The 20,354-nt window shown below is 61.8% G+C and carries 18 protein-coding genes and 2 pseudogenes; 14 read left to right on the top strand and 6 right to left on the bottom strand.

Going from position 1 to position 20,354, the window contains the following annotated elements:
* Positions 1–9: 9 nt before the first annotated feature.
* The 12 genes from glgX (at position 10) to IEX64_RS13065 (ending at position 13,396) form a co-directional block, all read left to right on the top strand.
* On the top strand, positions 10–2,118 hold the full coding sequence (glgX, locus tag IEX64_RS13120; protein ID WP_188820152.1) for a glycogen debranching protein GlgX: 2,109 nt from the start codon (positions 10–12) through the stop codon (positions 2,116–2,118).
* Positions 2,115–3,833 carry a malto-oligosyltrehalose trehalohydrolase gene (gene treZ / locus IEX64_RS13115; RefSeq protein WP_188820119.1) on the top strand — a complete coding sequence of 573 codons (1,719 nt, stop codon included), beginning with the start codon at positions 2,115–2,117 and terminating at the stop codon, positions 3,831–3,833. The genes glgX and treZ overlap by 4 nt, the downstream gene beginning before the upstream one ends.
* Positions 3,830–6,277: a malto-oligosyltrehalose synthase gene (gene treY / locus IEX64_RS13110; protein WP_188820118.1), complete on the top strand. Its 2,448-nt coding sequence runs from the start codon at positions 3,830–3,832 to the stop codon at positions 6,275–6,277. The genes treZ and treY overlap by 4 nt, the downstream gene beginning before the upstream one ends.
* A 482-nt stretch (positions 6,278–6,759) precedes the next feature.
* Positions 6,760–7,011 (top strand): cold-shock protein, encoded by a 252-nt coding sequence (locus IEX64_RS13105; RefSeq protein ID WP_188820117.1) that lies wholly within the window; start codon positions 6,760–6,762, stop codon positions 7,009–7,011.
* A 470-nt stretch (positions 7,012–7,481) separates the two neighbouring features.
* Positions 7,482–7,658 carry a hypothetical protein gene (locus tag IEX64_RS13100; protein ID WP_188820116.1) on the top strand — a complete coding sequence of 59 codons (177 nt, stop codon included), beginning with the start codon at positions 7,482–7,484 and terminating at the stop codon, positions 7,656–7,658.
* A gap of 42 nt (positions 7,659–7,700) precedes the next feature.
* Positions 7,701–7,940 (top strand): hypothetical protein, encoded by a 240-nt coding sequence (locus IEX64_RS13095; protein ID WP_188820115.1) that lies wholly within the window; start codon positions 7,701–7,703, stop codon positions 7,938–7,940.
* A gap of 104 nt (positions 7,941–8,044) precedes the next feature.
* A complete protein-coding gene (locus tag IEX64_RS13090; RefSeq protein WP_188820114.1) occupies positions 8,045–8,281 on the top strand; it encodes a hypothetical protein in 237 nt (78 codons plus the stop codon).
* A gap of 341 nt (positions 8,282–8,622) precedes the next feature.
* Positions 8,623–8,868, top strand: coding sequence for a hypothetical protein (locus IEX64_RS13085; RefSeq protein WP_188820113.1), 246 nt, complete (start codon positions 8,623–8,625; stop codon positions 8,866–8,868).
* 1 nt (position 8,869) lies between these two features.
* Positions 8,870–9,007 (top strand): hypothetical protein, encoded by a 138-nt coding sequence (locus IEX64_RS13080; RefSeq protein WP_188820112.1) that lies wholly within the window; start codon positions 8,870–8,872, stop codon positions 9,005–9,007.
* 21 nt (positions 9,008–9,028) lie between these two features.
* Positions 9,029–11,287, top strand: a complete 2,259-nt coding sequence (locus IEX64_RS13075) for a glycosyltransferase family 4 protein (protein WP_188820111.1) — start codon at positions 9,029–9,031, stop codon at positions 11,285–11,287.
* 7 nt (positions 11,288–11,294) lie between these two features.
* On the top strand, positions 11,295–12,593 hold the full coding sequence (locus tag IEX64_RS13070) for a glycoside hydrolase family 130 protein (protein ID WP_188820110.1): 1,299 nt from the start codon (positions 11,295–11,297) through the stop codon (positions 12,591–12,593).
* A gap of 299 nt (positions 12,594–12,892) precedes the next feature.
* Positions 12,893–13,396 carry a DUF3604 domain-containing protein gene (locus IEX64_RS13065; protein WP_188820109.1) on the top strand — a complete coding sequence of 168 codons (504 nt, stop codon included), beginning with the start codon at positions 12,893–12,895 and terminating at the stop codon, positions 13,394–13,396.
* Here the strand turns inward: IEX64_RS13065 and IEX64_RS24435 are convergent.
* Positions 13,352–13,546, bottom strand: a pseudogene (locus tag IEX64_RS24435) (group III truncated hemoglobin); the annotation flags it as partial. The gene IEX64_RS13065 and the pseudogene IEX64_RS24435 sit on opposite strands and share 45 nt — an antisense overlap.
* A gap of 417 nt (positions 13,547–13,963) precedes the next feature.
* The gene (locus IEX64_RS13060; protein WP_188820108.1) at positions 13,964–15,454 is read right to left on the bottom strand and encodes an aldehyde dehydrogenase family protein; all 1,491 of its coding nucleotides are present in this window, start codon (positions 15,452–15,454) and stop codon (positions 13,964–13,966) included.
* Positions 15,455–15,616: 162 nt separating this feature from the next.
* On the opposite strand from IEX64_RS13060, the gene IEX64_RS13055 reads away from it, so the two are divergent.
* Positions 15,617–16,033 (top strand): GbsR/MarR family transcriptional regulator, encoded by a 417-nt coding sequence (locus IEX64_RS13055; RefSeq protein ID WP_188820107.1) that lies wholly within the window; start codon positions 15,617–15,619, stop codon positions 16,031–16,033.
* A 135-nt stretch (positions 16,034–16,168) separates the two neighbouring features.
* Here the strand turns inward: IEX64_RS13055 and IEX64_RS13050 are convergent.
* A pseudogene (locus IEX64_RS13050) lies at positions 16,169–16,279 on the bottom strand (IS481 family transposase); the annotation flags it as partial.
* Between the two features lie 323 nt (positions 16,280–16,602).
* The gene (locus IEX64_RS13045; RefSeq protein WP_188820106.1) at positions 16,603–17,184 is read right to left on the bottom strand and encodes a TetR/AcrR family transcriptional regulator; all 582 of its coding nucleotides are present in this window, start codon (positions 17,182–17,184) and stop codon (positions 16,603–16,605) included.
* A 154-nt stretch (positions 17,185–17,338) separates the two neighbouring features.
* Between IEX64_RS13045 and IEX64_RS13040 the strand changes: the two genes are divergently transcribed.
* Complete coding sequence (locus IEX64_RS13040; RefSeq protein WP_188820105.1) at positions 17,339–18,067, top strand: alpha/beta hydrolase; 729 nt, start codon at positions 17,339–17,341, stop codon at positions 18,065–18,067.
* Between the two features lie 180 nt (positions 18,068–18,247).
* Here IEX64_RS13040 and IEX64_RS13035 read toward each other — a convergent pair whose 3' ends face one another.
* Positions 18,248–18,964: a hypothetical protein gene (locus IEX64_RS13035; RefSeq protein ID WP_188820104.1), complete on the bottom strand. Its 717-nt coding sequence runs from the start codon at positions 18,962–18,964 to the stop codon at positions 18,248–18,250.
* A 106-nt stretch (positions 18,965–19,070) separates the two neighbouring features.
* A complete protein-coding gene (locus IEX64_RS13030; RefSeq protein WP_188820103.1) occupies positions 19,071–20,318 on the bottom strand; it encodes a S8 family serine peptidase in 1,248 nt (415 codons plus the stop codon).
* Between the last annotated feature and the right edge of the window lie 36 nt (positions 20,319–20,354).

Here is a 20,354-nt window from a genome sequence, read left to right as displayed (position 1 = left end):
TTGTCGACCATGACAGAAACGCTGCCCGACCGGCTTGAAAGCGGATCGCCCTATCCTCTCGGTGCCAGTTTCGACGGCCTTGGCGTAAACTTCGCAGTTTTTTCCGCCAATGCCGAGAAGATCGAACTGTGCCTGTTCGATCCGCGCGGCAAGCGCGAGCATCAACGCTACACTCTCCCCGACTGCACCGACGAAGTCTGGCACGGTTACCTGCCTTATGCCCGTCCCGGCCTTGTCTATGGCTACCGGGCCTATGGCCCCTACAAGCCGCGCGAAGGCCACCGGTTCAACCCCAACAAGCTGCTGCTCGATCCCTATGCCCGCAGGCTTGTCGGCAACTTGCGCTGGACCGATGCCCTGCACGGCTATCCGGTCCGCGGGCGCAAGGCCGACCTCGGCTTCGATCGGCGCGACAGCGCTCCGGCCATGCCCAAATCCGTGGTCACACACGAATGCTTCGACTGGTCCCGCGACGTGCGGCCGAACACACCGTGGTCGGAAACGGTCATCTATGAAGCCCATGCCAAGGGCCTTACCAAGCTGCTGGAACATGCACCGCCGCAGGAGCGCGGCACGTTTGCAGGGCTTGCCCATCCCAGGGTGATCGAGCATCTCAAAAGGCTCGGCGTGACCGCGCTGGAACTGATGCCGATCCATGCCTTCGTGCAGGACCGCTTCCTGCAGGAAAAAGGGCTGAGCAATTACTGGGGCTACAACACGCTCAGCTTCTTCACCCCCGAACCGAGCTACTTCTCCGGCGATACGCAGGACGAGCTGCGCGTCGCGGTCCGGCGGCTGCATGCAGCGGGGATCGAGGTCATCCTCGATGTCGTCTACAACCACAGCTGCGAGGGCAGCGAACTCGGCCAGACACTCTGCTGGCGTGGCCTCGACAACGCGACCTACTATCGCCTTCTGCCCGACGATCCACGCTACTGTCTCAACGATACCGGGACCGGTAACACCTTCGACCTCGGCCATGCACGCGTTATCCAGATGGTTGCGGATTCGCTGCGGTACTGGGCGACGTCCTATGGCATTGACGGTTTCCGCTTCGACCTGGGCCTGACACTGGGCCGCACCCAGCATGGCTTCGATCCCAATGCCGGTTTCTTCGACGTCGTGCGGCAGGACCCGATCCTGGGCCGCCTGAAGCTCATCACCGAACCATGGGACGTGGGCATGGGGGGCTACCAGCTCGGCAACTTCCCGCCCGGCTTTGCCGAATGGAACGACAAGTACCGCGATACCGTGCGCAGCTACTGGCGCGGCGACGAGGGCCGACGGGGCGAACTGGCCGCGCGCATGGCCGGATCGGGCGACATCTTCGATCGGTGGTCCCGGCGCCCTTGGGCCAGTATCAACTTGCTGACCAGTCACGACGGCTACACCCTCGCCGATCTGGTGCAGTACGAGGAACGCCACAACGAGGCCAATGGCGAGGACAACCGCGACGGTCACGACCATAACATCTCGCGCAACTGGGGCGCCGAAGGACCGACCGACGATCCGGAAATCAACGAGACCCGCGCCCGCGTGCAACGCTCCATGCTGGTCACGCTGTTCGCCTCTCTCGGCACGCCGATGCTGGTTGCCGGGGATGAGTTCGGCCGCACGCAACACGGCAACAACAATGCCTATTGCCAGGACAACGAGATCAGCTGGATCGACTGGTCGCTTCTGGAGACCGAGGAAGGCGAAGCGCTGAATCGCTTCGTCACACGCCTGACCGATCTAAGAAAACGTCACGTGGCGCTGCGCTCGCCGGTTTTTCTCTATGGTCAGAATTCGCCGGGGCACGGCATCGACGACATCGAATGGTGGGACGAACGCGGCGAACAGCTTTCGCAGGACGACTGGGACAATCCGCATGGCCGCGGCCTGTCGATGCGTCGTGCCATTGCCCTGCCCGATGGGCGGATCGAAGCGGTCAACCTGCTGGTCAATGGCGGCGATGCGCCGTTGATGTTCCACCTTCCGGGAGCCTCCATCGAGCGCACGCTGCTGATAGACAGCGCCCGGCCGGATCACGGCGAAATGCCCGTCGGGGTCCAGTACGAACTCGAACCGCATAGCGCCGTATTGATCCGTTCCTTCATGCAGGCGCCGGAAGAATGACGCTCTGGGGCCCGCTTTCCGTCGCCCCTGGTCAATGGCGTTTCCGACTCTGGGCCCCTGCCGCCGAAACGCTCACGCTCGAAATCGCGGACCGGGAGCCTCTTCCCATGAAGCGGGCGGATAACGGCTGGTGGCATCTCGAGGCAGAGGTACCGGCAGGCACCCGGTATCGCTTTCGGCTTGCCGACGGACTGGCCGTGCCCGACCCGGCCTCGCGCGCGCAGGCTGGCGGCGTTCATGGCTGGAGCGTCCTTAATGAAGCGGACGACCATCTCTGGAAAACGCACGACTGGCGCGGACGCCCGTGGCACGAAACGGTGATCATGGAAGTCCACGCCGGGCTCATGGGCGGCTTTCGCGGCATCGAAGCCGAACTGGACCGGCTCTGCGACCTCGGCATAACGGCCATCGAACTGATGCCGCTCGCCGCCTTCAGCGGCACGCGCAACTGGGGTTACGACGGCGTCCTGCCCTTCGCCCCGCCCGAAAGCTACGGCACCCGCGCCGAACTCAAGCGCCTCATCGACTGCGCCCACGAGCGCGGTCTGATGGTGCTGATCGATGTGGTCTACAACCACTTCGGGCCCGACGGGAACTATCTGGGCGCCTACGCGCCCGATTTCTTCCACACAGAGGTCGACACCCCATGGGGCGGCGCCGTCGCGGTCGACAAACCACAGGTCGCGGCCTTCTTTCGCGAAAACGCCCTGATGTGGCTGGAGGAATTCCGTGCCGACGGGCTGCGCCTCGATGCCGTGCATGCCATCGGCAACACGGCCTTTCTCGACCAGCTCGCCCGCGACATCCGCGCGCAGACCGGGCCAGAGAGACATGTCCACCTCGTGCTCGAAAACGAGACCAACGATGCCGAACGGCTCGCCGATGATCTCTATGATGCGCAGTGGAACGACGATTTTCACAACGTGATGCACGTCCTGCTGACCGGTGAAACCGAAGCCTATTATGCCGACTTCGCCGACCGCCCCACAGCGCGCCTCGCCCGCTGTCTGGCCGAGGGGTTCATTTATCAGGGCGATGCCTCGGCCAATCATGCCGGCGCCCCGCGCGGCACGCCCAGCGGCCATCTGCCGCCGACGGCCTTCGTCTCGTTCCTGCAGAACCACGACCAGATCGGCAATCGCGCTACCGGCGAACGGCTGACGTTGCTGACCTCTCCCGAAGTACTTCGGGCTGCGACCGCCCTGCTCCTGCTCAGCCCGCAGATTCCGCTGCTTTTCATGGGCGACGAAGTTGGTTCGCGCAGCCCCTTTCTGTTCTTCACCGATTTTCACGACGAGCTTGCCGACGCTGTGCGTGAAGGCCGGCGTCGTGAATTCGCCAGGTTCGCGGCCTTCCGCGACGAAACCGCCCGCGCCGCCATTCCCGATCCCAACGCGCCGGAAACTTTCCATGCCTCGCGCGTGGAAGAACCAAGCGATGCCGATGAGTGGACCACATTCTATCGCACCTTGCTCGACCTGCGGGCCCGGCACATCATCCCGCGCATCCCTGGCGCCAGAGCTGAACGCGCCGAGGTGCTCGGTGAGGCTGCGGTATGCGCCCGGTGGCGCATGGGCGACGATGCCCTTCTCACGCTGGCCATAAATATGGGTACGGAACCCGCCTCTTTTCCATCGATTGAAACCGGTTCACTGTTCACGCTCGGCGAGGCAGGCGCAGCCCCCTCGTTCGCTGCCTGGCTGGAGACAGCATGACCCCGCGCGCCACGTATCGCCTGCAATTTCACAAGGACTTCACCTTCGCCGACGCGCAGGGCCTGATCTCGTATCTCGACGCTCTGGGCGTCAGCCATATCTATGCCTCGCCGATCACGACCGCTCGACGCGGTTCCACGCATGGCTATGACGTCACCGATCCCACCCAGGTAAATCCGGAACTGGGCGGAGAGGAAGGACTGCGACAACTCGCCGCTGCCCTGCACGAACGCGACATGGGCCTGATCATCGACATCGTGCCCAACCACATGGGCATCGCCGGCGGTGAAAACCCCTGGTGGCAGGACGTCCTCGAAAACGGCCAGTCCAGCGCCTACGCCTGCTATTTCGACATAGACTGGCGCGCGCGCCTGCTCATGCCGGTGCTTGGCAGCCCCCTGGCCGAAGCGATCAGCGAAGGAAACGTCCGTCTGGTCGAGGCCGATGGCAGGCTGCATCTGCAGCTCTACGGCGAAACGCTATTCCCCCTGCGGCCGGACGATCCCGTTCATCTCTCCGATGATGCGCCTGCCCGGTACGATCCCGAGACTGCACTGGGCCGCGAAGCCCTGACCGTTCTGGTCGAACGCCAACACTACAGACTGGCCTACTGGCGCACCGCCAACGACCAGATCAACTGGCGCCGCTTCTTTTCGATCAATGAACTTGCCGGTCTGCGTATCGAAGACCCAGCAGTCTTCGAGGCGGTCCACGCCTTGCCCTTCCGACTCTTCGCGGACGGGTTAATCGACGGCGTGCGGGTCGATCACGTGGACGGCCTGACCGATCCTGCCGGATACTGCCGCGATCTGGTCTCCGGCCTCGAAGCAGCCGGAAAGGGCCGCAAGCCCTATGTGGTCGTCGAAAAGATCCTCGCGCCGGGCGAGCATGTGCCTGCCGACTGGCCGATAGACGGTACGAGCGGCTACGACTTCATGCGCGAAGTCACGGCGTTGCTTCACAACACGGACGGCATGGCCCAACTCGGCGCATTCTGGAGGGAGATCAGCGGCCGCCCGGCAGACTTCGCCGAAGAAGAACTGCTCGCCCGCCAGCAACTGCTCGCCTGGCAATTCGAAAGCCAGCTCGAGGACTGCGTCGAAGCTTTTTGCGACCTGACCAGCGCGCAAAACGATCTCGCCTGGATACCCCGCGCGATGCTCCGCCGCGCGATCGAGCGGCTGCTTTGGGTTTTCCCGGTATACAGGACCTATGGGAACGGCGGTTCGGCTCCGCCTGAAGACGCCGCTATCCGCGAAACAGCCGGCAAAGCTGCGCGCAAGCTTGCGGGGCCGGGCGAGGCCCCGATCATCGACCATATCCTCGCATGGCTGGCCGGAACCGGCCCCGGCGATCCCGAAATCACATCCGAGGCCGTCCGCAGGTTCCAGCAGCTCAGCGCGCCGATCGCCGCGAAAGCCGTGGAAGATACCGCGTTCTACCGCCACGGCGTGCTGCTGTCGGCCAATGAAGTGGGATCCGATCCTGCACGCCCCGCGCTTTCCATCGACGCCTTCCACGCAGCCATGGCCCATCGCGCGGCAAGGCAGCCGCAAGCTATGCTCTCGCTTGCCACGCACGATCACAAACGCGGCCCCGATGCGCGGGCCCGGCTGGCCGTGTTGTCCGACATTCCCGATCGCTGGGCGGCGCAGGTCCGCTCGTGGATGATGTTGATGGGGCCGGATGCCATGGGCGTCGATCCCGCTGATATCTACATGCTTCTCCAGACATTGGTGGGCGCCTGGGACGAGAGCGCCGAGACCGACCCGTGGGCATTCCTCTCTCGCCTGCAGGCTTGGCAGGAAAAGGCGGTACGCGAGGCCAAACTGCACTCTTCGTGGGCCGCGCCCGATGCCGACTATGAAGCGCGATACAAGGCCCTTGCAGCCGCTTTGCTGACGGGGCCGGACTGCGCCGATTTTCGCGAGACCTTCAGGGCCTTCCGGCAAGCGATAGCTCCTGCCGCGGAAGCCAATTCGCTGGCGCAGACAGCCTTGCTCATGTTGGCTCCCGGCATTCCAGACATCTATCAGGGGAGCGAACTGGAGGACTTCAGCCTCGTCGACCCGGACAATCGCCGCCCGGTCGACTATGCGCTACGTCAAAAGTTGCTGACAGCAAGAGCAGTCGCGCCGACCAAGCAGGCGCTTGTCCGCGATATACTTGCCATTCGCCGAAAGAACGCCCGATTATTTACAACAGGCGAATACCTACCACTCGTGGTCGAAGGCCCCCGCGCAGGCCACATCATCGCGTTTGCGCGCAGCATCGACAAGACGCAGCTCATCTGCGCCGTAGCAGTCGGCCTCGGCGAAGCGCTCACTGGCAGCAAACGTGCTTTGCCGTCTTCCGAATGGTGGGCAGACACGCGGATCAAGACCGAAGGCGTTACGCTTTCAGCCGCCGAAGCTTTCCGGAACGGCGTTGCGTACATCAGGTAGCGTTACGGCGGTAGAGCGCAGGAGCGTCGATACCTGACGTCGCGGAGGAATAAACTTACCATCCGCTGGTCCCGGCAAACCGGATCTCCGCTCGGTAAATTCCGTTTTCTGGAAGCGGCCGAAAATTCACCGCAAAAGCGGGCCGACTGACCGGCACATTAAGGATATCGATCAGACCATCTTATTTAAAAATTGCTTCTTTCTGCCGGATATTTCGATTTTTAATTAATATCATATTTATCAATGGACTATGAGAAAAATAAAATCAAAGTTATTTAAATTTTGCGTATATAGACATTTTTAAACTATTATCCCCGGAAGCATTGTAATTAGATGACCTCATGGCCATCTACATATCAGCTACCAGTCGCTATCGACGGTCTCAGGCATCCATACAAGAGATGCCATCTCCTTCAGTTCCGCCTTTTAGTCGCAGTTGCGACCAACCCCGGTCGGCTGCCTTCTCAACGAAGGAAGATACGATGACCAATTTTGGCAAGATCAAGACTTATGACAGCGGCAAGGGTCACGGCACCATCGCCCCTGAACAGGGAGGCGACGCCCTGCCTTTCCGCAAGTCCGACCTGCAACAGCAGGCTCAGGAGCCGAAGCAGGACCAGCGCTACGGCTACGACGTGACGAACACAAACAGCGGCAAGCGCTGCGCGATCAATCTGCATCAGCAGGGTGAAGCTGACATCCAGCAGGAACAGGCTCGCGCCCAGCAGGGCTAGGACTGACCACCTCGCCGCAGCAGGGGCGCAACCGCGCTCCCGCTTGCGGCGTCCTCGAACATGAAAGCGCCAGCGGAATGAACGTGAACCAACTTCTGCTCAACCATCAACTGGGCAAGCTGAATGCCCGGTTTGCGGTCTTGTGCAGGGATCGTCAGGACAATTCCAATCGCAGCGGCCAGGATCAGCTTGGCTGCAGGTGGGCAATCGCGTGACGGACGGGCTGGAATCTCCACCCGCCATTCCGCAGGGAACCGGCGCCTGGGAAAATGAAGGGGGCGCCCTTTCGCCGGGCAATCCTTCTGCGCTCCCCGATGGGGTCATCGCCATCCCGGTGACCCATTACCGTGTCGGCCCATACAGATATACCAACCTTGACGACGCGATGGCCCAGTACCGCAGGCAGTGGGCGAAGTGACGTTGACCGGGTTGGCAAGGTCGCCGGCATGCGCAGATCAGTGAACTTGAGAATGACCGAACAGGACGCGATGGACCTGTGCCGCGTGCACAATGTCCCGTTCTTTTCGACCATGAGTTTGCCGCTCGGCGGCACGCGGGTCTTTTGCAGGACAGAGCGGGGAGCCGACGAACTTCGATTGCGATTTTGCGATCTTACGCTTCCCGGCGAAGATTTATCAACCCAATGACCCGCGCCTTGCGGCTTCACGGTACCTGAAGGTCCTGAATTCATGACAATCGAGAACACCGATCTTGAGCGCAGGGTGCTCGCTCACGAACGTATATTGCAGGCGCTTATCCGGCATATGGCGGAAGCAGAGCCGGATTTTCTCACTCGGCTCAAGCGCACATTCGGCAGGAGCCAGACACTTGGGCAGGACGAACAGGACCATGTGTCCACCAAGCAATATGGCGAGCAATTTATCGAGGCCGTCGAGCAGGCAATCCGCTCCAACCATGACCCGTCCTGAGCACTGCATGGCCCTGGAGGTCATCCATCAGGCACGCGTAGAGACGAGCCAGAGGTGCCAACCGTCACCTCCGCGCATCCACAGTTCGATGAAAAGGGCAGGCAATGGAACTGACATCCGCACAGTGCCGGGCGCAAGAAGCAATTCAATCGGAGCGAGCCAAAAGCGAGCCGCTGGAAAATGTCCGGGTCGTGGCCCTGAGGGCAGCGATCGCATGGGGGCACGAGGCGTCCTTCCGCGAAAACAGGGAAGCCAGCAAGCAGCGCGCACGCACGGTCGCCGAAATCATGCAATTGCAGCGGCAAAGGACTGCTGACGATGACGTGATCAAATCACCATAAGGGCGAGAACAGCATGTCCGCTGAAATTGAATTACGCAGAACACATGTCGCCGAGAAAGCCGCCCCTGGCGGGTTTGAGAAGCGCCATCAACATCTGCTGGCCGCTCATTTGCGATCCGGAGGAGACGCGGTCGCATCCTCATGGCGCACAGAGCGCGCGATGCCGACGCGCGCCGAAGGTCTGTATCGACGACCGGGCCGGCTCAGAGATGCGGGCGCAGCGAATTGATGCAAGGCAATCCGCAATCGGTGCTATGGCTGCCGCATCGCGAGACTTCGGACCCGAGCCACTCGCGGCTGAGGGATAAAATGCGCCCCCGCTTGATGCAGGAGTGCACGTGATGTGTCTCAATGAAATATTCAAAAACGAGCAGCTGGCCATGATGCGCTTTTCCCAGGCGACGAACGCCCGCGACATCGCGGCATGCCAGGGGCAATTCGTCCATCTGCAGGCCAGTTTTCGGTCATTTCCCTATCCCCATCGGCCCTTCTTCTGGCCAGCGGTAGAGGCGATGCCTGCTGCTAGCAATTCGATCCGTCCGATTGGACGGTTACCCGAACCGGGTAACGGACAGGGAGCATTCTGACATGGCGAAGTCGCAAAAACGCAGCAATCGGGAAATCCGCAAGCCCAAGGCGTCCAAGCCGAAACCTGCGGCAGGGCTGGCACCGGCGGAGGCCTCGCCGGTCCTGTCCGCCACGCGCAAACCGAAAGGGAAGCTCTGAGACAGCCTTTCGCCTTCCGGGTTGAAGGTTGCCTTCATCGGTAACGCGCTACCGCGCCGTTGCGGCATCGCCACTTTCACCACCGACCTTGAACTGGCCGTACGCCGCCTTGACGACGTGGCGCAGACCGCGATCATCGCAATGTGCGACCCGGGCGGCCAATATGCCTTTCCGCCCCATGTCCGCTGGACGATCGCCGAAGAGGACGCTGGCGGCTATCTTGCCGCGGCTGATTTCATCAACGGACAGGACTTCGACGTCGTCTGTCTCCAGCACGAATTCGGCATATTCGGAGGTGAGGCAGGTAGCCTTGTCCTTGACTTGATCGCGGCCTTGCGCGTGCCGCTCGTCACTACGCTGCATACCGTGCTCGACCGGCCCACAGATGCTCAGCGCACGGTGATCGAGGCGATCCTTGCCGCCTCGGCGCGCGTGGTGGTCATGGCGCAGAAGGGGCGCAGGATCCTGATCGACTGCTACGGTGCCACTCCCGACAAGATCCTGGTTATCCCGCACGGCATACCCGACGTGCCGCTGGTTCTCCCGGAAAGCGCAAAGGAAGCCCTAGGCTTCGCCGACCGCCGCGTCATCCTCACCTTCGGGCTGATCAGTCCGAACAAGGGCATCGAGACCATGATCGAGGCGATGCCCGCCGTGCTCGCCCAGGCGCCCGATGCGGTTTACGTGGTGATGGGCGCGACGCATCCTGTGCTGCTGCGCGAGGAGGGCGAGACCTATCGCGACAGCCTGATAGCGCGAGTGCAGGAACTGGGCCTCGATGGCCATGTGCTGTTCCTAAACCGCTTCGTGGATCGTCCCGAATTGCTGGAGCACATTGCGATGTGCGACGTCTATGTAACGCCTTATCTGGTGGAATCGCAGATGACGTCGGGCACGCTGGCCTATTCCCACGGCTTGGGCCGGCCGGTGGTGTCCACGCCCTATTGGCACGCGGTGGAATTGCTGACCGACGGCTCTGGCATGCTGGTTCCGTTCGACGATCCCGATGGCCTTGGCGCGGCGGTGACAGACCTGCTGGTCGATGACCAGGCGCGTCTCGCCATGGGACGCAAGGCCTATGCGGCAAGCCGGGCGATGACCTGGGCCAATTCGGCCAGACGGTACGGCGATGCGTTCCACGCGGTATCTCGGCCCGCGAACGCATTGCCGCTGATGGCACTGGGCCACTTCGCGGCGATGTGCGACGATACCGGACTGTTCCAGCATGCGGTTCACGGCATCCCCGACCGCGATCACGGGTATTGTATCGACGACAATGCCCGCGCACTGCTGCTGTGCTGCCGCATGGCGGCCGATGGACCGGCGCCGTTAGCCGCAACGATGGCTCCGCGCTTCGCCGCCTTCATCCAGCATGCGTGGAACCCGGACACCGAACGCTTTCGCAACTTCATGGGCTTCGACCGCCGCTGGCTTGAGCCGGCAGGCTCGGAAGACAGTCATGGCCGGGCGCTATGGGCGCTGGGTATTTGTGCGGCACGGACCGACGATCCGCTGCTCGCGCAATGGGCCGCAGCCTTGTTCGCCCGGGCACTCGCCCCCGTCGAGGCGTTCACCTCGCCGCGCGCCTGGGCATTTGTCTTGTTGGGACTTGCCGACTTTTGCCCGGCACATCCGGGCGACAGCGAGGCGCGACGGATCCGCATGGTTCTCGGCGAGCGGCTGGAAACACTCCTGGACTATTGCGAAAGCCCTGACTGGCAGTGGTTCGAAGACCGACTTTCTTACGACAATGCCCGCTTGTGCGAAGCACTGATCGTTACCGGGGAAGGCACCGGTGAATGCCGTTTCACTGCGGCGGGCCTGCGCGCGCTGCGCTGGTTGACGACAATGCAGACCGCCTCCGCCCCGACAGGGTCGGGGGGCCATTTCCGCCCGGTCGGCTCGCAGGGGTTCATGCTGCGCCCCCGTCAGCAGCCGCTTCCCTTCGACCAGCAACCGGTCGAGGCCTGTGCGACCATCGCCGCATGCCTCGCCGCGCTGAACGTCGATCCGGCGCCGGCATGGCGAAAGGAGGCGCACAGGGCCTTCGCCTGGTTCACGGGCGCAAACGACTTGGGGATGCCACTGGCCGACCCGAGCACGGGCAGTTGCCGTGACGGGTTACATCCCGATCGCGCCAACGAGAACCGCGGCGCGGAATCGCTGCTCGCCTATCTCCTCGCCCTCGCGGACATGCATCGGATCGAACGGATGGCGCCGGCAATCGCCGAGATCCGCCTGCATGATGCACCGTCTTTCCAGAATCAGCCATCCGCCTGAGGATATCATGCCGCAGCCCCCATTCTTCAATCGCCAGGCCCTGCACTTGCGGCCCGATCCCTCGCGTGTGGTGGTCCGACCGTTCCGTCCGGCGATCGAGCCACGCGACTACAACCCGGTCGACAAGACCCGCGCCGATCACATCGTCGACCGGGTATTGGCTCTGGACGAGGACGAGGTGGCCGCCTTACTGCGAGCCACGCTGCATAATTTCGACGATCGTCACCACAACCTTCCCGAAACCTTCGAGCAACGGGCCAAGGAAATGGAGGCCACATTTTCCGACCACGCCTCGTTCTCGCCTGCCCAACGCCAGCTGATCGGCGCATATTTCCTGCATGAATACAGCTTCGAGGCAGCGGCGCTGTTCAACCCCAGCATCGTGCCGCACCCCTGTCAGACCGGGGTGAAGCCCGGATGTGTCCGCGTGGTTCTTTCGCTGCGAGCGGTCGGCGAAGGACATATTTCCTCGCTGACTTTTCGGTCTGGCACGGTCGCCGCCGATGGCGCGCTCGACATTGACCCGCCAGCACGTCTCTCCAGGTTGCCGGCCGTCACAGCCCGTGTGGGCGACAGGATAGATGTCTCCTTCACCCCTGACAGCAGCCTGTCGGAACGCGTGATCTTCCCGATCACGGAGGCGCAAGCCAATGGCATCGAAGACGCGCGCTTTGTTGCCTTTCAGGAGAAGGGAGAGACCACGTATTACGCCACCTACACGGCCTACAGCGGCAATTCGATCCGCTCCGAACTTCTGGAAACAACCGATTTCGTGTCATTCCGGCTGATCCCGCTGAAAGGCGCAGCGGCGAGCAACAAGGGCATGGCGCTGTTTCCGCGGAAGATCGGCGGGCGTTATGCCATGATTGCCCGTCACGACAATGAAAGCCTCCATCTGATCTATTCGGACGATCTGCATGAATGGAGCCTCGGCACACCGATATTGAAGCCCAGGTATCCATGGGAATTCATTCAGATCGGCAATTGCGGATCACCGATCGAACTGGACGAGGGGTGGCTGCTGTTCACGCATGGCGTGGGGCCCGTACGGCACTATTCGATCGGCGCGGTTCTGCTCGACAAGACCTATCCCGCGCGGGTGATCGGCCGATCGCAAGTGCCGCTAGTTCAGCCGGAGAAATCGGAACGCGAAGGGTATGTACCCAATGTGGTCTATTCCTGCGGTGCGATGCGATTCGGCGATCTGATCGTGCTGCCCTACGCCATCTCCGACACCTTCTCGACCTTCGCCACGATGCAAGCTACAGTCTTGGTCGACCTTCTCAAGAAGGGCCTTGAAGAATAGTGTATCCCGGCCAATTCAAGCTACTGCTTGGCTCAAGCACATCAGTTTCCTGATAGTAGCCCTTCATTAACGCGGTTCTAGCCAACAATGCCGAGCGGCTATCAGCTTTAAAAGCCGATTATATCAGCCCCGGGGATTGCGCGCACCAGTACATTGGGAAGCCGGATGATTTCCGGGTTTTCCCCGATGCCATTTGCCGACTGCCCTGCCCTATCATCGTTTTTCTGGCGCCGAACTATGGCCTTGAGCCCTTTGGTTCGTGCGCCGGTGCCGCACGAGGTCTTGCAGAGGGTGATGCCATGAGGAAGTCCTATACCGTCGCACTGGCGCTTTGCCTTGCCGCCTGCTCCTCGGAGAAGGAAGAGACCTCCGGGGCTGAGGCCAATGACACGAGCGCCGAAGCGGATGTTCCCCAAAACCCTCTCAAGGAAGCGTATTTCGGCGAGACCCATGTCCACACCGGCGTTTCCATGGACGCCTTCATTGGCGGCAACCGCCTGACACCCGAGGACGCCTATCGCTTCGCCACTGGCGAGCAGATCATGGTCAACGGCTCGATGCACAAGATCAAGCGCCCGCTCGATTTTGCTGCTGTGACTGACCATTCCGAATTCATGGGCGAGGCCTACAGCCTGATGAACCCAGGCGCACCCGGTTACGACGATCCGGTCGCGAAATCGTTCCGCGAGGCCAAGGACCTCAAGACAGCGCTGGGGCTCTACGGCAAGTACGTGCTAACGCCGCTGGCGGGTGGTGGCGACCGGCTGCCCCTTGTAACGCCCTGTCGTCAACATGACCGATGACCAGAAGGCGCAGAGCTTTTCGAGATGCTCGGGCCAGTCCGCTATCGCATCGTTGAATAGCGGCCCGAGCTCCTCATCGACCCGGACGCGAGCGTAGAATGCCTCGACGAGCGCACTGAGGCCCTCTTCGTTGATTGTTCCGGTTTCCATGCTGGCGACTCCAAGCTCTTGTTTCAGGTCAACCTAGAGCCTCAAAACAAAGATGTAATCTTTATGCATGTTTTGCCGGGTCTGCCGGGCCTTTCACGAAAATGCCCTCCGCAAAGGAAGAGGCTCCGTGCGGCCGTGCCGTTCGCCTCAAATTCCAGCTATTTCCCTATGCCTCATGAAGCGGCAGCCGTCTTGACACAGCAGTTGCCGGAAGGCGGCGCAGTGTCGCAGGCCCATCTCGCGCCTCGGTCCGATCTCGCTTATCCGCTATCCAAACTGGGTGTTCGCGCATTGGTTAAGCGGGAAGCGAAGGCGTTTCGATGGTGGCCAAACCGCCGCTATGGGCTGCCGACGACGGCAGAGCGCATTTGCAAGCGCATTGTGGCCCGGCTGAACAGCCGGGCCACAGCGGGCAGCTCAAACCGGATAGGCCATAACCTTGGTTTCGAGGTATTCCTCGATCCCCTCGATGCCCCAGGCGCGGCCGATGCCGCTCTGCTTGTAGCCACCGAAAGGCAGGTCGCCGTTTATCGGGGTGCCCCCGTTGACGCCGATCGTCCCGGTGCGAACGCGTTTGGCGACATTGATCGCGCGCTGCCGGTCAGCCGACCAGACGCCGCCGGAAAGGCCATAGACGCTGTCGTTGGCGATACGGATCGCGTCTTCGTCGTCCTCGAACGGGATGACGACCAGCACCGGCCCGAAGATCTCCTCCTGGGCGATTCGCATGTCATTGGAAACATCGACAAAGCATGTGGGCTCGATGAACCAGCCCGGACCAATGTCGGGGCGCAGATTGCCGCCCGCCAGCAGGGTCGCGCCTTCGGCAATGCCGATGTCGACATAAGCCTTCACCCGCTCCATCTGCTTCCTCGAAACGACCGGGCCCATCGCACAGCTCGGCTCGTCGAAGTGCCCCCACTTGTCTGCGAAGCCGTCATAAGCGGCTTTGAGGATCTGTTTGGCTTCTTCATACCGGCTGCGGGGCACCAGCAGGCGCGACTGCACCGCGCAGCCCTGGCCGGCATGGAACACGAGGATCGATTGCGCGACGACCTGCGCGAAGTCGGGCGTGTCTTCGAGGACTATGTTGACGGACTTGCCGCCCAGTTCGAGGAATGCCCGCTTCATCGTTTCGGCGCCCTGCCGCATGATGTGCTTGCCGATCGCCGTCGAGCCCGTGAAGGTGATCAGGTCGACCCTTGGATCGGTCACCAGCATTTCCCCGGCCTCGGCCGGATCGCTGGCGGTGATGACGTTCAGCACGCCTGCCGGGAAGCCGGCTTCGGCGGCGAGTTCACCAAAGATAATACCCGCCAGCGGCGTGTCGGGAGCCGGCTTGAGAATGACGGTGCAGCCGGCGAGCAGCGCGGAAACCACTTTTTCGGCATTGACGTAAAGCGGGAAATTCCAGGGCGTTATGGCCGCGGCAACGCCGATAGCTTCATAGTAGGCGGTGCGCTGGCTGGTACCGAACGAGGTTTCCCTGACGCCGTAGTCTTTCTCCCACGGCATATTCGGGTAGACCTCCATGAGGTCGCGCCAGCTGTTCAGGCAGTTGGCAACCTGGGCCCGGTTGACGGCCATGAGCGGGGCGCCCACTTCGTACCGGGCAATGGCGATCAGCCGCTCCCGGTTGGCTTCGAACAGGTCGTAGAGCTTCTTCACGAGCGCGAAGCGCTTTGCGTGATTGGTGGACCAGTCGGTCGTGTCGAACGCCCGGCGGGCGGCAACAATCGCTTCCTCGACGTCGCGGGCGGACGCATCGGCAGCGACACCGACGGGCTTGCCGGTCCAGGGACCGATATTGTCGTAAGTCCGGTCATTCTCCGCGCGGCGAAGAACGCCGTCGACATAGAGCAGTCCTTCAGGAAGAATGGCGGCATCGGTATCAGGCAAGGCAGGCATGTCTCATTTCCCAATCTGTTGTTGTGTCATTGAGGCGTTCATCCGGCGCAGGCCGATGACCTGATGCTTGATTCCCGCTTCGTATTTCCTATATTTCCTAAATGAGAAATATTGTCAATCACCATGCCTTCTGACGATCGACGCCGCTTCCTCGACGAATTCGTGACGCTGCTTGCCGGGTGGAATATGCCCGCAAACGCCGCACAGGTTTATGGCTTCCTGCTTCTGCAGAGTGAGCCGGCCAGTCTCGACGAAATGGCGAAAGAGCTTGAAATCAGCAAAAGCAATGCCTGCAAGGCTGCCAAGCTGCTTGAGACGGCCGGGCACATCCGGCGCGTCGGCGAACGGGGCAGCAAACGCGTGCTCTATGTGGCGCGCGAGGATTTCGGCACGCCGTTTCTGCTGCGAACCGCATCACTCGGGGCCTTGAACCGCCTGATGGAAACGCGAGGCGCGAAGTTGGCAGATCCCGAGGCCGTTCGGCGTATCGAAGAGCTCGCGTCGTTCTACGGCACCATGCAATCGGCCATGGAACAGATAATTACGGCCGATACCGAACGCGCGGATAAAACGATCTGATTCGTGCGATGCTGCTTGACGGTTGGGCACCTAGCCGTCGGGCTGAAATATGACGCGCGGCTACCGAAAGCGACAGGAAAGCCAGCCTCCGGTATCGTTGCTGGCTGTTGCAAAGCCGAGAATTGCAATCGGCCCATCCTTGATCCCGTACTTCCTGGCGAGGTGCGCGACCGAAGCATGCGATCGCTGTAGCTCCGCTCGAATGGCGTGCGTGGTCTTGGCGCTGCCATGGAGAACCTCGCCCATAATTCCCTCCGCTGTGATGGCGACAGTTTTAGACCATCACATGCTGGGACTAGGCACCTAGGCGGCGTGGACAAATTCCTCGTGGTCACGGCCGGAGGCAAAACCCGTCAATTCAAGAAGGCGAGGTGCAGGACTATGTCGATAGTTCCAGCCGAGCCGACGCGGAAGTGGCGGGTTTTGGTCCGGCCCCGCAGGGGTTGGCGTCAGATTGGCCCTGGCAGCGTTGCTCCGGCTTGAAAGAGGCCGGCTCTGGCTGCGCCTTCGCGCCTCACCAGGGCCAATCTGACGCCAACCGTGATCCGCGAGGAATTTGTCCACGCCGCCTAGTCCTCCCGAAGACCTTCAGTGGACAACACGTCACCATCGGCTATTCGCTGCAACGCTTGGGCGAAATAGGCGATCAGCGGGCTGTCAGGCATCATGCCCTGGGCTTCGTTCAAAGGCAGAATATGGAGATGGGTGGTCAGACCTGCGCCGAGCATCGTGATCGCCAGCGCGCGCTGATGCGCAGCGGGTGGCCCCAACCAGTCGGCAAGGGGTTGGACAACCTCTCGCTCGACGATCCTGCGGGCTATCTCCCTCGCCTCGGGATCTGCAGCCGCCAGCACGGCCGTCACCATGGGCAATTCGCTGGCTGAAGCAACGAGGATCATCCGCGTCAAGCGTGTCCCGAACTCCTCGCGAGGTCCGTTCAGAAAAGGTTTGGGCTCAAGTGCCGCCTGCAATGCGGCTTCAAGCAAGCCTGACTTCGATCCAAAGTAGCGTGACACCAGAGGGAGGCTAACGCCTGCAGCGGCGGCGACTTCGCGATTTCCAGTCGCCTTGTATCCCTTCTCGGCAAAGCAAACCGTTGCCGCCTTCAGTATCTTCGCACGAGTTTCCGCGGCATTTCGTTTTGTCTTCATGGCGAAACTCCAATCCTCGGATCGTTCCTGCATAAGCGATGCAGCCCTGATAACAGCAATCCAACTGTCACAGGCAGCAGTTGTTGTCGATTGACAACAAAATGTCAGCCTCACATGTTTTCAAACGACAACATGATTCGTGGAGAGAGAAGAAATGGGCACGTTTGTACTGGTTCATGGCGGTGGTCATGGTGGCTGGTGCTACCAGCCCGTGGCACGGCTGCTTCAAGCGCAAGGTCATCTCGTCTACACCCCCTCTCTTCCCGGCATGGCTGAGCATGTCCATCAGCTGAACGCCGATATCGATCTGGAAATGCACATCGACGATGTCGTGAACCTTCTCTTCTACGAGGACCTGCACGACGTCGTACTCGTCGGGCATAGCTATGGTGGAATGGTAATCACCGGCGTGGCAGACAGAGTTCCCGAGCGTGTCGGACATCGCATCTATCTTGACGCTGCATATCCTTCCAACGGGGAATCCCTCCACGAGCATGCCTACGAAAACATCGAACCACAGCGCCAGAACATCTACACGGAAAATGGCGTTGAACTTGTGATGCGTCCAGACCCGGCCTTTGCCGGCTTCTTCGGAATAACCGAACCGGATCTTGCGAAGTGGACAAACGAGCGTCTGTCTCCCCAACCCTGGAAGTGCTTCTCCCAAAAGCTGTTCTTCAAGAACGAGGATGCGATGCGCGCCATCCCGGAATCCCACCTTATTTGTTCGTCCACAATTCCAGGACGCGACATGGATTTGCTTCGGACACGTGCTCAAGGGCGCGTATGGGATATTGATACCGGCCACGATCTCATGCTGACCGAACCCGAATGGGTCGCCGAGACCCTCATGAAAGTTGCCCGAAAGCAACCAACGAACTGAACGCCTCGAACACACCCCACCGGGACTGACTTTTCCGGCCCGATACGCAGGACATTGAATTGGTTGCGGTGATCGACGCTCGCCGCCATCCATAAGAATGTCCCCCGCAAAGTGCTGCGGGGGACACCGTGGCGCTGCATGCTCGGTGGATTACCATGCAGAACCGTGGGTTGGCTGCGATCAGGTTCCGGCGCTGGCGCCAACACTCGCCGAGCCGCTGACCCCGTCCTGGGATGCCGAGCCCGAGGCCGAACCGTGCGCACTGGCGCTCTTTCCGCTAGCCAGGGCACTGCCCGAACCGTTACCGGAGGCGCTGCCCGAAGCATTGCTTTGCGCACTCTGGGCCATATTGCCGGCGGTCGACCTTGCACCATTGGCTGCCCCACGTGCCGTATCGGCGGCACGCGAAGCGGAAGCAACCGGATTGATGGGCAGCGTCGAAGCGCCGGTAAGAGCGCCCGATGCCGCGCCGGAGGCAGAACCGTTTGTAGCAGAGCCGGACGCGGTGCCGCTGCCGGACGCCGTTGCGTTGCCCGCCAGACCGTTCGCCGCGTTTCCAGCCGATCCGGCAATCCCGTTGGCTGTCGAGCGGGCGCTGGAAACCGCGCCGGTCACCGCCGAGGTGTCGGGCGCCGATGCCGTCTTGCTGGCGCTGGCTGCGGCGTTGCCCCGCACCGTCGATGATACGGTGCGGCCGGCATTCGGAAGAGCGGCACTGCCGGCCCCGTTCACCGAGCTGCCGATCGTGCCGCCGACACCGCCGATGCTGCCGCCCAAAGTGCCGCCGACCATGCCGCCAAGGCCGCCGCCACCACCCAGAAGCTGGGCACTGGCCGTGCCTGGGACCAGTGTCAGGCCGAGCGTTGCGATCGCGGTCGTAATAGCAAGCTTGTTCATGGTTTGCTCCTTCCTCTTGTATCCGCCCCAAAGCTTGCCTTCGGGGCGTTTGTCAGGAGGAACGAATGCCGCTTCGAATTTCATCCGCGACTACGTAAAGAAAAATCTAGAGGCCCGAACGACAGATATTGCAGACGACGCCCCGCCCTGTCCTTCGCGAGGGATAGACGGCTTCGGTATCTACCGCCTCAAGCGCTTTTGCAGCGCTGGGCAATGATGCGCGCCGCGCGGCTATGCGCGAGGCTGCGAGAGGAGCTGCAAAAGAGGTTCCACGCAGTTCGATCCTGCCCTTGCCGGGGACGAGCGCAGACATGTCGGCGCCTGGTGCAGCATAATCGAGATGCTTGGCGCGACCGGCTTCGATCAGTACCCGATTGGCACCATCGACCCCCGTTACGGCGATAACCCCGGGATAGGAGGCCGGATAGGCCGGCGGGGCCGCCGCACCATCGTTGCCGACTGCCGCAACCACCACGATGCCTTTTTTCCGAGCTGCAGCTATCGTGCGCGCCAGCAGCGGGTTGTCCGGCCCGACCAGACTGATCGACACCACCGGAACTGCCTGCTGCGCCATCCAGCCCAGCGCCTTGGCGATAGCGAGGGCGCTGCCACCTGCCGGATCGCTCCCGTAAACATCCGCTCCATAAATGTGTGCAGTGCCGGCGCCAGCCAGCAGCGAGGCAATTGCCGATGCATGTTCGCTGCTCTTCGGAGCGCCCCGGGCAAAGCCGTGCTGCGCCGCAAGCCGATCCGATCCCGCGATACCGCCGTCAATCACGCCGACTGTCCCGCCTCGCGGCAAAGCGCCGGGACTGCGCTTCCTCGTCACGCTGGCGCCCGCCCGGCCTGCCGGGAAGTGGAGGTTGTCGGCGCTGATTGTCCGGCCCGGAAGAGCCTTGCGCAATTCCCTGATGGCGTGGGCAAGCGACCTGCCGGCCGGCACGCCAAGCCGCACGAAAGGCACTCCAAGCCCCGCTATGCTATTTCGCTCAAGTACCGGGTATCCGGCCTTGCCTACAATCTGCAAGGCTTCCGGATCCGGATCGAGCAGCAGGACTTCGCCGCGCACGGCAGGCTGACGACGGTCGTCCCACTCGACCGCCTCCCGGTTCTCAGACACGTGGCGCGCCAGCCTGCGCAATCGGTCGCGGGCAAGTTTGCGCACGTCACGTCTCGCGGCTGCCAGCGGTTGCAGAGTAGTGTCGGTGACGTCTCCGATCGTTTCTCCCACCTGGCCGATGGTATCCAGCGGGGAAGCCGTCAACACGCCTCCGAGCTGGGCCTTCGCGGGCACGGTTGCATAGGCCAGCAGCATCGCCGCCATTACCCACCGCTTGGCTCCTGGTCTGTTCATAGCCTTGTCCGATAACAAATTTTCTAGCACTGCGGG

This window comes from Novosphingobium indicum (genome assembly GCF_014645195.1).
Taxonomy (GTDB): domain Bacteria; phylum Pseudomonadota; class Alphaproteobacteria; order Sphingomonadales; family Sphingomonadaceae; genus Novosphingobium; species Novosphingobium indicum.
This window is presented reverse-complemented; position numbering and strand designations above follow the sequence as displayed.